This is a genomic window from Enterococcus haemoperoxidus ATCC BAA-382 (assembly GCF_000407165.1).
Lineage (GTDB): Bacteria > Bacillota > Bacilli > Lactobacillales > Enterococcaceae > Enterococcus_L > Enterococcus_L haemoperoxidus.
The window spans coordinates 698,746-713,691 of record NZ_KE136479.1; the positions used below are offsets into that span (position 1 = coordinate 698,746).

Consider the following 14,946-nt stretch of genomic DNA (forward strand, 5'->3'; position numbering starts at 1 on the left):
ATTTTTTTTGATTTGAAAATGAGCCCTGGACAAACACAAAATTTAGAATTAGAAATAAAAAGTAGCAGTTCAGAAACAGGCTTTAATATCTATGACCAAGAAAATGAGGTAAAAGAAGACTCAACAGCAAAGAAAAATGATGTTCAAATCAAGAATGTCTTCTCAGTTGTAATTGGTATTCAATTAAGAGAAAGTTTGGATAAAATCAAGCCAGAACTCAAACTAAATGCAGTTAAAGCAGGTCTATTTAACTATCGTACCGCAATCACAGCCAATCTCCAAAATATCAAACCAGAATTTGTCAGTGAATTATCTATTGAAGCTAAAGTCAGAAAAAATAACTCTAGAAAAGTGATCTATGAAGCCGAAAAAACAGAACTAGCAATGGCACCTAATTCTAACTTTGACTTTCCAATTTCACTAGAAAATCAAGAATTAGCAGCAGGCGGCTATGAATTAGAAATCACAGCACACTCAAAAAATGATGAATGGACGTTCACTAAAAAATTTAGAATCTCAGAGGAAGAAGCTGTTCAGTTAAATGAAGAGGCAGTTGAAATTGAAACTAAACCACGCAATAAATTAGTGGTGACAATGATTGTATCTACTGGATTAATTATACTCTTTTTACTCGTAGTTATTTTTATTTTATGGCGTCGTAAAAAAATAATTGTCAAAGTGCAGCAAAGGAGTGATTTTTTGAAAAAAATAGGTTTATATAATATAAGCATTGTAGTAAGTTTTCTTATCTTATTCTGTTTAACTGAACGCTGTTATGCAAGTAAGGAGATAGATGTCGCTGGATGGGAGACTAATTTTGGTCTTACCAAAAATATGTATCGAACAAATGAATACCTTATGGATAATAATGGAATTGCTAAAGGATACGTTTTAGATTCAAGTAATCAAGTAGTTGAGGATAGTATATATGTAGGTAATGCTGTCACTTTGGGCTATTTTGGAGAAGATATTAATTCAGAGGCTACTGTGAATGGAAAATATACTAAAGATAAATATTTTTCTGTGGTAAAAGGCGATGAATTTCGTTTAAAAAATGTAGGTAGTTACAACGGTAGAGCCTTAGAACTTGTGATGAAAGTTACGACTAATACAGATAAGAATAATTTGAAGCTTATATTATTGAATAAGGATCCGAAATTGCCTGCAGTACAGTTTAGAATTGAGCACAATTTTGAAGCATCCTATGATTTTGATTATTACGTTGTGGACCAATTAACTCAACAAAAGATACCTGGATTAAAGATAATGTTTCCAATGAATGTTACGGATGATTTTAGTGGTGAAAGATATAGGAAAGCAACATTATTTTCACCTAATGCGAATTTAATCATGGAAAAAGATGCTCCTGGATTATATCGTTTTTTGAGAAAGCCTAGTAAAGCCCCTTCTGCTATTTACGTAGTTCAAGGTAAGGATAACTCAGCGGTAACATACAGTCTCTCTATATATAATGATGCGAGTGAAACAATATCTATCGGTCAATACATTCCTAATGATACTGCAATTTATGGTACATTAATTTCTTTCTTTGATCCAAATATAAAAAAAATTAGCCCACAAAGCTACGATAAAGTTAAATTGGACTATGTTGAGGATCAAAAAGGACAGGTAGATTTTACAATTAGACAGGACTTACCTTATCAAGCGTTGGATGTATACTATCCAGAAGAACTAGTTTTAGATTATTCTAAAGATACAGCAGATTTAAATTTAACAGAACCAATTCTTTCCTACGGCGATCAGAAGGTTAGCAGGGATGAATATGAATACAAAGAGGGGAAATTTGTTTTTAACAAGGCTTTCTTAAAGAAATATCATGCCTCGGAAACAGAAAAAAATAAAGAGCTCATTATAGACTTTCGTAGTCAGATTGATTACAGTGCTGAAAAAACACTGGTACATCATCAGCCAAATAGCAGAAATTTTACTTATCTTTTCCAGATTCATAGCCACTCTAAAAAGCAAAACCCATTAAATGGAGTTGTTGAAGAATCTACGGAAGCAGAGTATTCAAAAGATATGACGGTTTCATATCCATTGGAGTTAAAAGTAACAGATTTAAAAGCTAAGGTAGATTTAGACTCTAAGATTAGTGATTATGATCTGTCTGAATTTGTTCAAAATCCATCAAGCAATTTTCCTAAAGATAATCTAAAAGTGCTATTAAAAGACGATCAAATAAAATTTAGTAAAGTAGGACCGATTGATGTTCCATTTATACTAAAGAGTAATTTATTGAACGTAGAACAGGAATTTATTGCTAAAGTAACGGTTACAGCTGAACCTATTACCTCGGAGTATTTTGAAAATCAAGCATGGTTAATCGATGAAATAAATAAACAATTTGCAAGTAAGGGAAAGAAAATTGATGTAAATCTTTATATGCGAGATTTATTGTCAATTACATCAATTGTCAATCGATCAGGGGCGGATTTTAAAGGACAGCATATCCCAAAAACAATTGCGTCACTTAAAAACTTAGAAGAGATAGATTTGAAGAATAAGTATCTTGTTGGGACGTTGCCAGATGAATTAGGTAGTTTAACCAAATTGAAAAAACTATCAATATTTGGTAATAGTTTTTCTGGAGAGATTCCTAGATCATTATCAAAATTAGAAAATCTTGAGTTTCTAGCTCTTGATGATAATAAACTGAGTGGAACGATTCCACCTGGTATAGAGAAATTAACGAAACTAAAGCAAGTGTATCTAAATAAAAATCAATTGATTGGCAGCATTCCATTATTTGATTTAGGTCCATTTTCAAACTTTGATATAGGAGAAACTCAGCTAACTTATAATGAAAATAAAAGCCCAAGTTTTATTAGTAAGGTAGCACAGTATAAACAATCGTTTGTTGTAGGAACGGACAGCTTATTTTTGACGGGTAACATAAATCTAGCCATTACAACTAAAGGAACGATTATAAAACCATTTGATCCTTCTGATAGAGGGTTTCTTAACCTGCATGCACAAAAAACGAATAAGACAAAGGTTGAACTATATTCGGAACATACATTCAAGATCATTAATAAAAAAAGTAATCAGGTATTGTATAATGGGCCAGTTAATAAGAGTTTAGAAATTAAAGTCGATCCCGCTGAAATCTATCAAGTTATCATGGATGGTGCAGATAAAAATCCAAATAATATCACTGAATTTGAAACAAAGCTTCGTGAATATAAATTCAGCGAGGTACCTAAAAGCTTATCACTAGATTTAAAATTAGGCGATTTAGGTTATCAACCAGTGAAAATTTCAAGTAAAGATAATTTAATCCTATTTGATAATCGATTGAATAGTCAATGGCAGTTGAGGATCAAGACTAGTGAACTAAAAAGTAAAAAACGAACCATGGCAGGCAGTTATTTTTATAAGTCAAAAGATGAAGTCCCAGTAGAAATTCCGGTATCTGACACTTTTAAGACGATTGAAAAGGGCAATAGTGAACCAGATATGGGCACAATCAATTTATCAAAAGAATGGAATGACAAACGAGGTTTATTTTATAAACAAGCCAATACAGGAAACTATAAAGACTCATACAGTGGAAAAATTGATTGGCAGTTAATAGATGTTCCAACAGGTGGAAAATAACTATAATGCTCACTAAAGGATGTTAAAGTAAATGGTTTTGAAAAAAAGATATTTATGAGATAAAGTCTATTTTAGGCGCTATATTAGAACTTCTATCCTTACTTTGTGTATCTTAACCGTGCTATGTTTTTACAGCGATAAATGCAATAAGATTTTTCAGAACGTTAATTTTATCCATCGTTAACCAAAGGAGTTAATTGATTAAGGATAGTGATTAAAAATTATGAACGATGAATGCTTTAAAAAAATGAAACTGAGAATAGAAGAGACCAGATGATAAAAAGAAGTATTATGTCTTTTACACTTAGCGATAATAGTTATTTGGTCGAAAAAACATAGGAAGTTAAAATGAGAGATTATATGAATGAATAAATGTTTCGTTTATTATGTAAATGGAATGTTTGTTCATTTTCTATCTTAAATAGAACAGGGACATAATATAAGGAATTCAAGTTATAATCTGAATATTATAATCATCTTTAAAAGAAAGGATATACATACAGTGAATAAAAAAATAGTAATCAATCTTATTTTCTCGATTATATTATATGTAGTTGTATGGGGGAACCCTGTAGTTGTCAATGCTCAGAAAACCTTGAATAGTAATATGTATGTGGCGTATTCAAAATCGAATGAAAACTATGTTTTAGATATATCTGCCTATACGGATAATTTGATTACTTATTCATATCACGGATTGGGCAACCAATTATTTTTGTTTAATTACAGATCCGAAAAAGATGGATATATTATCCAAGCTGCTGGGAATGAACAAAAGCTTTTGAAAGACAATTCTACGAAAAATATAGTTACTGCTGTTAAATTAGATAAAGCAGTTAATAGCCTAAGTGTTTTAGAAGATGAATTAATTTGGGATATAAAAAAAGTTTCTGGGAATTATTATTCTATATCTAATAGAAAATCTGGTCTTTATATAACAATTAGTGATTTGGGGTCTAATGCTGATATATCTTTGAAACCATTCATAAATAATGTTTCACAGTTATTTAAGATTGAGACGATGTTAGGCGTCTATACGATTAGAAATCGTTATGATACTGAACAGGTGTGGGATATTCAGGGAGGTGTTGGTGAAAATCGAGACATTATTCCTTATTCTTACGGCGGCTTAGGGAAGAAAAATCAAGAGTGGTTTGTACTATATAAACCTAATGATAATGACTATGTTTTATCAAATGCAGGAAACAAGCAATTGATTGTTTCCCAAAACAGTGCAAGCAGTGCAGCAACGACTGTCTTAAATACTTTAGCATTTACAGATAAGTATGATTTAAAAAATCTATTACGTTTTTCAAAAGAGACTGCGATAAATGGTGATAATGTTGTGACAATAAGAAATGAGCAATATGGTTCATATTACACTCTTACTGATAGTGGAACAATCAACTTGCAAAGCTATATATCAGCGGATCGTACTTCATCAGAGCAGTATAAACAACATTGGATTCTTGATAAAATCAAGGAGTTAGAAGTCCCTGTTATAGATAATATTAAAGTAACTGGTCCAATTTCAGGAGAAAGTTCTACATTCTTTGCAGGAGAAAAATTAGTTGTTGATGGAAGATATTCAGATTCAGAATTTAAGTCATTTGATTTGTATGCTAAGTATGATGTGAATGTAGAAACATTGATTTATAAAAATATGCCTATAGCTAACGGAACGAAAATATTTTCAACAAGTTTTGACACTTCAAATTATAAGGATGGAAATCATTTTTTAGAATTTTCTGCAAGAGGCGATGGAATGTTTCAATCAAATAGAGTGGCTTTAAAATATACTATTATATATCCAACTCCGATAGGTAAGCCGAACCCCCAAATAATAAAACAATACACGGATATTAATTCGTTAAAAGTTTCTGATTTTGTAACGGATTTAACTGATGAAATTGGTAGTACTATTGAAATTTCTGAGTTGAATTTAGATACGAGCATTGAAGGAGACCAAATGGCTGTCGTTTCAATTAAAAATAAATATAAAACAGTGAAAATTGATGTTCCTGTAACAATTGTACCAGATCCAATTGTTATATCAGAATATTTTGAAAATCAAGCATGGTTGATTGGAGAAATAAACAAGCAGCTCTCTCCTAAAAAAATAGACAAAGATGTTTATATGACAGATTTATTGAAAATTACGTCAATCGTCAATCGATCCGGGGCGGATTTTAAAGGACAACATATTCCAAAAACAATTGCGTCACTTAAAAATTTACAAGAGATAGATTTGAAGAATAAGTATCTAATTGGAATGTTACCAGATGAATTAGGTAGTTTATCCAAGTTAAAAAAACTATCAATATTTGGTAATAGTTTCACTGGAGAGATTCCTAGATCGTTATCTAAACTAGAAAAACTTGAATTTTTAGCTTTTGATGATAATAAACTGAGTGGAACGATTCCTCCTGGATTAGAGAATATAACTACATTAAGACAAATTTATTTAAATAAAAATAATTTGGTTGGAATAGTCCCAACATTTAATTTAGGTCCATTTTATAATTTTCATATAGGAGAAATGCAGTTAACCTACAATGATAATAAAAGTCCAAGTTTTATTAGTAAAGTAGCACAATATCAACAATCATTTGTTGTGGGAACGAATAGCTTATCTTTGACTGGTAATACGAATTTAGTCATTGCAAATAAAGAAATGCTCATAAGACCATTTGATTTCGCTGATGAAGGTTTTCTTAACCTACATGCACAAAAAAAGGATAGGACAAATGTTGCGCTATATTCAGGACATACATTTAAGATCATGAATAAAAAAAGTGGTCAGGTACTCTATAATGGACCAGAAATTAAGAATCTAGAAATTAAAGTAAATCCTGCTGAAATTCATCAAGTTATAATGGACAATGCAGATAAAAACCCAAATAATATTTTTGAGTTTAAACCCAATCTGCGTGAATATAAATTAAGCGAAGTGCCTAAAACAATGTCGCTAGATTTAAAAATAGGCGATCTGAATTACCAACCAGTGAAAATTTCACGTGATGATAACTTAAGTATTTTTGATAATCGTGTAGACAATCAATGGCAATTAAAAGTTAAGGTTTATCCATTACAAAATAAAACAAAAAGATTGGCTGGCGATTTTTTTTACAAAGGGTCTGATGCTATACCTAAAATTTTGACGGCTAGTAGCAATTTCCATGTAATCGAAAGTGGAAAGAGTAATCCGAATTCAGAAACAATCGATTTAGGAAAAGAATGGGATGAAAATAGAGGGTTATTTTATAAACAAGCAAGCACTGCCAATTATAAAGATTCCTATACTGGAAAACTTGAGTGGCAAATGGTGGATGCGCCAAATGGAAGTTAATTGCAGCATCTAAGTCAAAAAATCAAATAGAAGTTGCGTTTGTTTATCATAATTATTTTGATTAAAAATGGTTGGGATATAGCTCATAGAGTTATATCTCAGCCATTTTCAATTAAAATTTTGTGAATTTTATATAATAAAAATGCAAATGTAACTTGAAACCGCATTTTTGTTGTTTTTTTTATCTAAAATTAAGTGTAATATAAATATAATGAATTTTTTTAAATAAAAAATAAATATAATGTAGGGTTGTTGTATCGTAATTATTTGAATTAAAAATATATTTTCTTAGAAAAGGGAGGAAAAATCATGTATACGGTTGGATACTTGATAGAAAAAAAACAAGAAGTAAATGTTCATTTAAATTTTTTAACAGATAAAGGCTGGACTTTAGCAGAAATCAATATGAAAGAGCAAGTTGCACATCAAGAGAATTTAGATGCTATCATCATCTTTGAAGATACAATGTCTGAAGCTTGCTTTTGGTTGATGAAACTAAAAAAACATGTGAAAGTACCTATTTATTTATTATCTGCAATCGATGAGTCTCGTTCAAACATTGTCTATCTGCAGTTAGGAGCGGAAGCTTGTTTTTCTATGAAGATGGAATCAGAAGAACTTTATTATACGCTAACTAATTTACTTAGCCATTATTCAAATAAAAGTAGTTATCCATCAGCGAAGAAATCAACCTCACCTAAGCGAAAAGAACTTGAGCTAATGCCCAGAAACTTAAGTGTGCTAATTGACGGGGAAAAAGAGGTTTCTTTAACCAAAAAAGAATACAATGCACTAGAGCTATTATTAAATAGTCCAGGACAAACCATTTCGTATAGTGAGCTCAAAGAAAAACTGTGGAACTCTGAAATGAATGTTGAGGATAAAAACTATCGAGTTGCCAATATTATGTTTCATTTGCGCAATAAAATAGAAATAAGCACAACGAATCCGAGGTTTATTAAAACAGTCCGTTCAAAAGGGTATATGTTGGATATAAAATAATTAGTAGATTTCATAAAAAAGAGGCCGAGACAAACACTCATGAGGGCGATAGCCCTCAAGGGTGTTTGTCCCACACCCTTGTCTTTTATGGTTCTGAAACTAAAGATGCATACTTTAGTGGAAGAGTAAGTATAATCAAGCACTTTTTATGATTAAAGTAAAAAGCAAAAGAAGCTTTTCTGTAATTTTTTAGCATCATTGGTACGGCAGCTATCCCAAATGTTTTTAAATTTTTTTTATCCGTAATCAAGTAATCGGGCTGTTTAATTTCCGAGTATTGTTGTTTAGGAAGATTACTTAGCTCAATAAAAATAGAGTGTGGCTTTTTTTCAAAAGTTAAATAGATTTGCTTCTTTGACTCAGTGTTTTGTTGCTTTATTATGAAATCAAGAAGAGTGGATAAACTTCTAATGGAATCAATCAAACTAATCGAAATATCAGCATCGTAAATCTTTTGAGGAATAGAAATTCTCAAATGAATTCCGTTTTTTTCACAGCTCTCAATAAACTGTAAAAGCAACCCTTGGATTGGAGGAATCATCAATCGCTTTAATTGATCATAACTATCCTCATCTAATAAATTCTTTGAATAATCTGTTACTGATAAAATAAAAGCGGAAGCCTCCTCCATTCGATACTCTTCAATATAGCCCACCAAACTCACCAAAATACTACGATAATCATGTCTAAATTCATCAGCCAAAGTAATTTTATCTAAATCATTATTGTACTGCTGAGACAAAACCAATTTTCGTAACTGTTCTTGATAATATCGACTATATAAATAAACAGTAAAATGAAATACACTATTCAATCCGAGTAAAATCACTGTTAAGTATAAAAATGAGCTATAAGAGATGCTATAAACCGCAAATTGACGTAAAAAATATAAAAAAATCAAAAGAAAAGTAAGGAATAACACTGTCATTTTATAATTTTTTTGGACGTGCGCAATAGAATCGAAAAGCTGTAATTTTTGATCAAGCCATCTAACAAATAAAATGAGCACAAATAATAGGAGTTGTTGTGTACTCAATAAAAAAGGAACAAGCTGTTGGAGTAATTCAGGAGAAATCTTTCCAATCCTTGATAAGTAAACAGGTAAATCGTAGGTAAATAACCAAGATGTAATGATCAAAGAACTTTGTAAATAAAGAAACAAGGCCATCAATAACCAACTGTTTAAATGTCGAACGATGAAAATTGGCTGAAAAACAATAAAAAGAAATAAAAATAGTCCGATAAAAGGTGTATTAAACAGAAAAATAAACAGAATATGAAAAATAAGAAGCGACGAAAGGACAATGGTCTGACGCAGAGTAGTATATTTTTTATTTCCTAAAAACCAAATAAGCTGGAGATAGTTCAATGTTAGTAAACTAGCAAAAAAAGGAAAAGTCATAGATGCCTCCTTTCATGGACAGCTTTCAATAATGTGAAATTAGCAATAAATTGGTTTTCTTTCTGTGTGATCGTATAATCACATTCTGGGTATTGATCTAAAATGGTCATAAAAATATGCAATCCTTTTCCTTGATGTCCTATTTTTGTAGAAAAATTATTTTGTAGCAATGTCTGAAATGAAACTTTTTTTTCTTCATTGTAGGTGTTACGAACCTCTACGGTAAGAAAGTCCTTTGTTCCTTCAATTGTGATGCTGATGAAGGAATGATTGGTCTGTTCAGTGGCTTCATATGCATTATTCAATAAAATCGATAAACATCGAATAAAATCTACAATATTCATTTTTACATTCGTTAAATTATCAGTTACGTTTAAACGGATATCAATATTAGCTGTTAGGCATTTCGTCAAAAAACTAGTTAATAATCCTCTAACAGCTGGATTACTGATACTGGAAATTTTTTTATATAAGTTAGGAGTCAGTAAAGGGTCTGAATAATCAATGATGCCATTAAGTAAGGAGATGGCTTTTTCCTTATCTTTTTGTTCTAAGTAGCTATTTAAACTAAGTAATAAGGTTTGATACTCTTGGCGAAACTCTTCAGAAAGAGTAACCTTATTTTTTTCTTGTTTATAAGCTTCTGAGAGTAATTCAATATATTTTTTTTCATCGTTATACTTGATAGCAAGTAATAAATTAAACGTTATGATTATGGTAGAGCCAATCACAATGCCAGAACTGTATAAAACAGAAATAGGATCTCCTTGAAGAACACTAAATTGCTTGAGACCACTAAGTAAAAGTAAGAGCAGCAGCATTAGAATAGATAGCAACTTATACTTTTTCGGCAGTAATGAAATTGAATTTGATAGTGAAAAACGTTTATTTAAGTAACTGACTAATAGAATCAAAAAGAACAAGAGGAGTTGTTGTAAAAGAATAAACAAGTATAAGTATTTAGAATACGTTAAATCAGTAATTATCTGATTTATATGTAAAATATCCCATGTGTCTAAGGTCGGAATCCATGACAAAAGTATCAAAGAATTTTCAATACTGATCAATAATGATGGGATAAACCAGTTGTTTAATTTCCTCGCAACGAAAATGAATTGTAAGGCAAGAAATAATAACTGAGAAAAAGCAATATAGGATCCGGTGATAAACATTCCTGATATAAACTGAATAACAACAAATCCACTCAAAATAAAGGTTTCACGTAATGAAAGTAGTTTTTTATAAGTGATCAGCCAAATCATTTGTAAAAAATTTACCGCTATTATGGAAGTGACGAAAGACTTATCCATACTAAAGCCCCCCTATAATACTTTTTTCAATTTATCAATAATTTTGATGCCCACCAATAGCTCATCCCCGCTAGAGAAGATAATCATCCCTTTGGCTCTGTCAAGAACAGTAATTGAGGTTAAATTAATGATGTAAGACTGCAATGATGTAAATAGATAAGGCTGATGCTCCACTAGTTTTTTTATTTTGCCGATTTGCCCATTAATGATGATATCTTCATGAAATGTTTTAATTAAAATTTTTCCACGCAATCCTTTCATTGATTCTATGTATAGAATATCTTTACCATTAACGTAGATTTTTTTAGCGCCTGTTTTTATCATAACGATGTTTGGATCTTCTCTCCAACTATTATTTAAATTGTCTTCAATTTTATCTAATAGTTCGTAGAGCGGTTGACTTAATTTTATGGAAGAAACAGTATTTTTTATCAGGTAGCCTATCGGTAAAATATTGCTATTGATGATAGGAATCGCTTGATCTTCTAAACTTGTTAAAAAAATAATCGAACAGTTTCGATTGTGCTTACGTACTTCTAAAGCTAAATCAATTCCTGTAAAAGTTGTTTTTAAATCAATATCAAAAATAAAAATATCTGTATCCGCAATAGAAAGCGATTGAAGCTCCTCCATAAAGAATAAATGGTTATCAATCGAAGAAACATTGAATTGAACAAAATTTGAATGATAATTTTTTAAAGAAAGAATAATTTTCTTCCTATATTCATAGTCATCTTCTACTACGTAAACCGTTGATCTAAATGCCATTGACGACTCCTTTCCTGTATTACGAAAAAATTAAAAATTCAAGTAAATTATTTTAGTATATTTTAGATTAATTTTACAAGAAAAGGAAGTAATTGTTAAATAAAAGTTATAAAAGTGCTCGGAAGGAACGAAAAAACGCTTTCAAAATGTTTTGTGAGATAAAAGTTATCTGTATTATTGAAAGTGTACTACAGCAATAACTCTGATACAAAAAATAACTAAGAACATTTTTTCGTAAAAGAGTGATGTACGAAGGATTAAATAATTATCATGCAAAGAATGAATGAAGGAGTGATTCTATGAGAAAGTTTCGATTACTTGTTTTGTTTACAGTGATTCTTTATTTTGCTTTTATTCCGTTTATCGGGAATGCAGAAGAAGCACACAGTGGGAATAGAGCAAGTAGTCAAGCCAGTATCAAATTTGTCCATGACAACACACCTAAAACATTAAGAGATTCACCTAAAGAACAAAGTGATATCTGGGGAGATTTAGGCTATGGACAAAGAAAAAGATTACCGAACACGGGTGAAATGATGAAAATTTTCGGGACAACTCTTGGTTTTCTATTCATCACGTTGTTCACCATTATTGTAACTTACTACTATATATCAGGGGGAAGAAAAATGAAATTATGGAAATCAATCCTTTTATCTGCAGTTGTGTTAGGAGCTGTTTCGACACCAAGTACTACATTTGCCAATGAGTCAGAAGGAGACGGGAAAGGAAATGCTAAGTCCGTAGGCTCAGTTACGTTAGAACCAGGGGATGAGAATGAAAAACCAGTGGATCCAGAAAATCCTGGTGGAGAAGAAGGAGGAGAAACTGGGAATCCAGGGAATTTAGCCATTTCTTTTGTTTCACCGTTAGATTTTGGTACGGTGAAATTGACTGGACAAGATCAAGTTGTTTCAGCAACCAATGAAGCGCCTAATCTACAAGTGAGGGATTCTCGGGGGACTGCTAAGGGATGGACTGTTCAAGTCGCTATTTCAAACTTTATGAAAGTTAAAGAAGATGGCAAATTAGATGATAAGGCAATTATCAGAGGCGCTTCATTATATCTACCAAAAGGAACAGTCAAATCGGCTAATGGTGGCACAGGGACTAATGCGCCGGTAGCCAGAGAATTAAGTGTTAATAATAAACCACAAACAGTATTTGAAGCACCTGATAAAACAGGAGCAGGTAACTGGATGAATAGCTTTGGTAAAGAAGCTGTCAGTCTAACCATTCCACAAGATGTATTGATTGGCGATTATAAAGCAGAACTAACATGGACAATGTCTGATACACCAGGTAAAAAATAAAAGGAGTGAATAGATAGAATGAAAAAGACAATTTTATTAAGCAGTACTTTACTATTAACGGCACTATTATCGGCTGGAGTAAAAGAAGCAGAAGCTGAAACAACAGAGCCTTTCAACACGAAGGCAACCTTTAATTTTGGAACAGAAGATCCAGAAAATACAGATCCTAACGATCCAGTTGACAAGGATAAACCAGTTGGTCCAGAAACTGGACAAAAAGGGTTGCTGACGATTGACGCTGTGTCAGATTTTAACTTCAAATCAGCAAAAATTACTGGTGGTGAGACAAAAACTACGGCAGAAGTTCCTGACGGGAAAACAGTAGGAATTCAAGTGACCGATAAACGAGGAACTGGCGCTGGCTGGAATGTTCAAGCTAAAGTGGATGAATTTAAAGATACAAAAGAAGCAACAAAAATCTTAAAAGGCGCAACAATTAAAGTGCCAGCAGGAACGTTTAAAACAACAGTAAATGGTGATACAACCAACCCGCCGAAAGCCGCCAATGCAGAAGGAACATTGATTGGAAAATCAGCAACACCAATCTTACGTGCAGAAAAAGACCAAGGGAAAGGATCATGGGTCAACGATTGGGCTGATCAAGTTGAATTAACGATTCCAGGTGGAAACTTACTTGGAAATTATCAAGCGACTGTGACATGGACATTAATCAATACACCAACTGGTAATAACTAAATTTAGTTAGGTGAAGGAGAGCAAGATGAAAAAAACAACTATACTAATGGGATTAACTTTAACTGCAACCTTATTGGTAACAGGACATGATACTTATGCAGAGACACCAACAGAAAAGACGACAATGGCAGAGATTGAAGTTTTAAAATCTGGTGGAATTGAGCCAGGTAAACCAGAAGAACCAGAAGAACCGATAGGACCTGGAATTGGAACGGGAGATTTTACAATCAATGCTGTTTCCGATTTTAAATTTGGGCAAATCAAAATGGGGCAAACTGGGAAAGCACAAGTAGAAGCCGATAAAAAGTTAGGGATTGAAGTAATCGATGAACGAGGAACAGGTTCAGGCTGGAATGTTCAAGTTTCTATGACAAACTTTTCATCCACAATTAATGGAAATCAGGATACGATTGTTAAAGGCTGGGGCTTGTTTATTCCAAAGGGAGAGGTCTCAAGTAAACAAGGGGATATGCAAAATCCTCCAACATCAAGAAGCGTAGTGATTAACTCTGCAAGCGTAAATGAAACGATTTTGACAGCTGATAAGGATAAAGGGATGGGAAGATATACAAGTATTTTTATGGATGATAAGACAACTGATCTTGATAAATCTATTCGTTTAGTGATTCCATCTTATGCTAAAGTCGGTCAATACAAGGCTGAGTTAACATGGTCGCTGATCAATGGACCTGTAAAATAAATGATGGAAAAAGGGAGAGACATTATGAAAAAGAACATCACACTACTTGCTAGTTTAACTATGGCGATTTATGTTGGAAGCAATTTTAGTACAGAAGCGCATGCAGAAAAGTCAGATGCAAATTCAGTCGTGAACATTCAAATGCTAGTTGGGGACGAGAATGAAGAACGCCCTCCTGTGGGACCGACAGATCCAGGAGACGAGGGAAATGATGGAACAGGAAATAAAGGACTTTTAACAATCGACCGTGTACCTAACTTGAAATTTGGTGAAGTCAATATTAGCGGGTCAGACCAAGTAGAATCAGCCATCAATGAGACCCCTTATGTTCAAGTAACAGACGTTAGAGGTACTTCTGCGGGCTGGGCATTATATGTGAAGGCTGATGAATTTTCTAGTGATAAGCAAGAGAAGCTAAAAGGTGCAACGCTAGCATTGAAAAATAGTAGCGTTAGTTCATCAAGTTCGGGTAAAGCGATCACTCCACCAAAAGGAAGTGACCTTGTACTCTCACCAAAAGCACAAAAGATTATGACCGCTGCCAAAGGTTCAGGTGAAGGAACTTGGTTGCAAGCCTGGAATAAAAACGGTTCTGACGAAAAAAATACGAATGTTCAACTATCTATCCTAGCGGGTACTGCTAAAGCAAATACAGAATATAAAACAACTATCTACTGGGAGTTACAAGATACCCCTGGTAAATAATCACAAGTAATGAGAGCAAGACAAAACCAATTGCATACCAAGAAAATAGGAAATTGTTTTGATAAAATCCAATTCTTATTTTCTTG

At 32.5% G+C, this 14,946-nt stretch carries 10 protein-coding genes; 7 read left to right on the top strand and 3 right to left on the bottom strand.

The features are described 5' to 3' along the window. The first annotated feature begins 18 nt into the window (after window positions 1-18). The 3 genes from I583_RS03380 (at window position 19) to I583_RS03390 (ending at window position 7,969) form a co-directional block, all read left to right on the top strand. Window positions 19-3,618, top strand: coding sequence for a DUF3324 domain-containing protein (locus tag I583_RS03380; protein ID WP_016249894.1), 3,600 nt, complete (start codon window positions 19-21; stop codon window positions 3,616-3,618). A gap of 502 nt (window positions 3,619-4,120) precedes the next feature. Further along, a complete protein-coding gene (locus I583_RS16410) occupies window positions 4,121-6,967 on the top strand; it encodes an RICIN domain-containing protein (protein WP_010763159.1) in 2,847 nt (948 codons plus the stop codon). Window positions 6,968-7,276: 309 nt separating this feature from the next. Continuing rightward, on the top strand, window positions 7,277-7,969 hold the full coding sequence (locus I583_RS03390; RefSeq protein ID WP_010763160.1) for a response regulator transcription factor: 693 nt from the start codon (window positions 7,277-7,279) through the stop codon (window positions 7,967-7,969). Window positions 7,970-8,054: 85 nt separating this feature from the next. Here I583_RS03390 and I583_RS03395 read toward each other — a convergent pair whose 3' ends face one another. Genes I583_RS03395 through I583_RS03405 form a run of 3 tightly spaced genes read right to left on the bottom strand, consistent with a single transcriptional unit; the run spans window position 8,055 to window position 11,449 of the window. Beyond that, window positions 8,055-9,371, bottom strand: coding sequence for an ATP-binding protein (locus I583_RS03395; protein ID WP_010763161.1), 1,317 nt, complete (start codon window positions 9,369-9,371; stop codon window positions 8,055-8,057). Further along, entirely contained in the window at window positions 9,368-10,681 is a 1,314-nt protein-coding gene (locus I583_RS03400; protein ID WP_010763162.1) for a GHKL domain-containing protein, read from the bottom strand. The genes I583_RS03395 and I583_RS03400 overlap by 4 nt, the downstream gene beginning before the upstream one ends. 12 nt (window positions 10,682-10,693) lie before the next feature. Continuing rightward, complete coding sequence (locus tag I583_RS03405; RefSeq protein WP_010763163.1) at window positions 10,694-11,449, bottom strand: LytR/AlgR family response regulator transcription factor; 756 nt, start codon at window positions 11,447-11,449, stop codon at window positions 10,694-10,696. Between the two features lie 299 nt (window positions 11,450-11,748). Here I583_RS03405 and I583_RS16275 point away from each other — a divergent pair, with 299 nt between their 5' ends. From I583_RS16275 to I583_RS03425, 4 genes are read left to right on the top strand one after another with little or no spacing between them, the layout of a single operon-like run. Further along, a complete protein-coding gene (locus tag I583_RS16275; RefSeq protein ID WP_010763164.1) occupies window positions 11,749-12,759 on the top strand; it encodes a WxL domain-containing protein in 1,011 nt (336 codons plus the stop codon). A gap of 18 nt (window positions 12,760-12,777) precedes the next feature. Next, on the top strand, window positions 12,778-13,455 hold the full coding sequence (locus I583_RS03415; protein ID WP_010763165.1) for a WxL domain-containing protein: 678 nt from the start codon (window positions 12,778-12,780) through the stop codon (window positions 13,453-13,455). A 25-nt stretch (window positions 13,456-13,480) separates the two neighbouring features. Beyond that, the gene (locus tag I583_RS03420; protein WP_010763166.1) at window positions 13,481-14,155 is read left to right on the top strand and encodes a WxL domain-containing protein; all 675 of its coding nucleotides are present in this window, start codon (window positions 13,481-13,483) and stop codon (window positions 14,153-14,155) included. A gap of 24 nt (window positions 14,156-14,179) precedes the next feature. Continuing rightward, window positions 14,180-14,860, top strand: coding sequence for a WxL domain-containing protein (locus I583_RS03425; RefSeq protein ID WP_010763167.1), 681 nt, complete (start codon window positions 14,180-14,182; stop codon window positions 14,858-14,860). Window positions 14,861-14,946 lie beyond the last annotated feature (86 nt).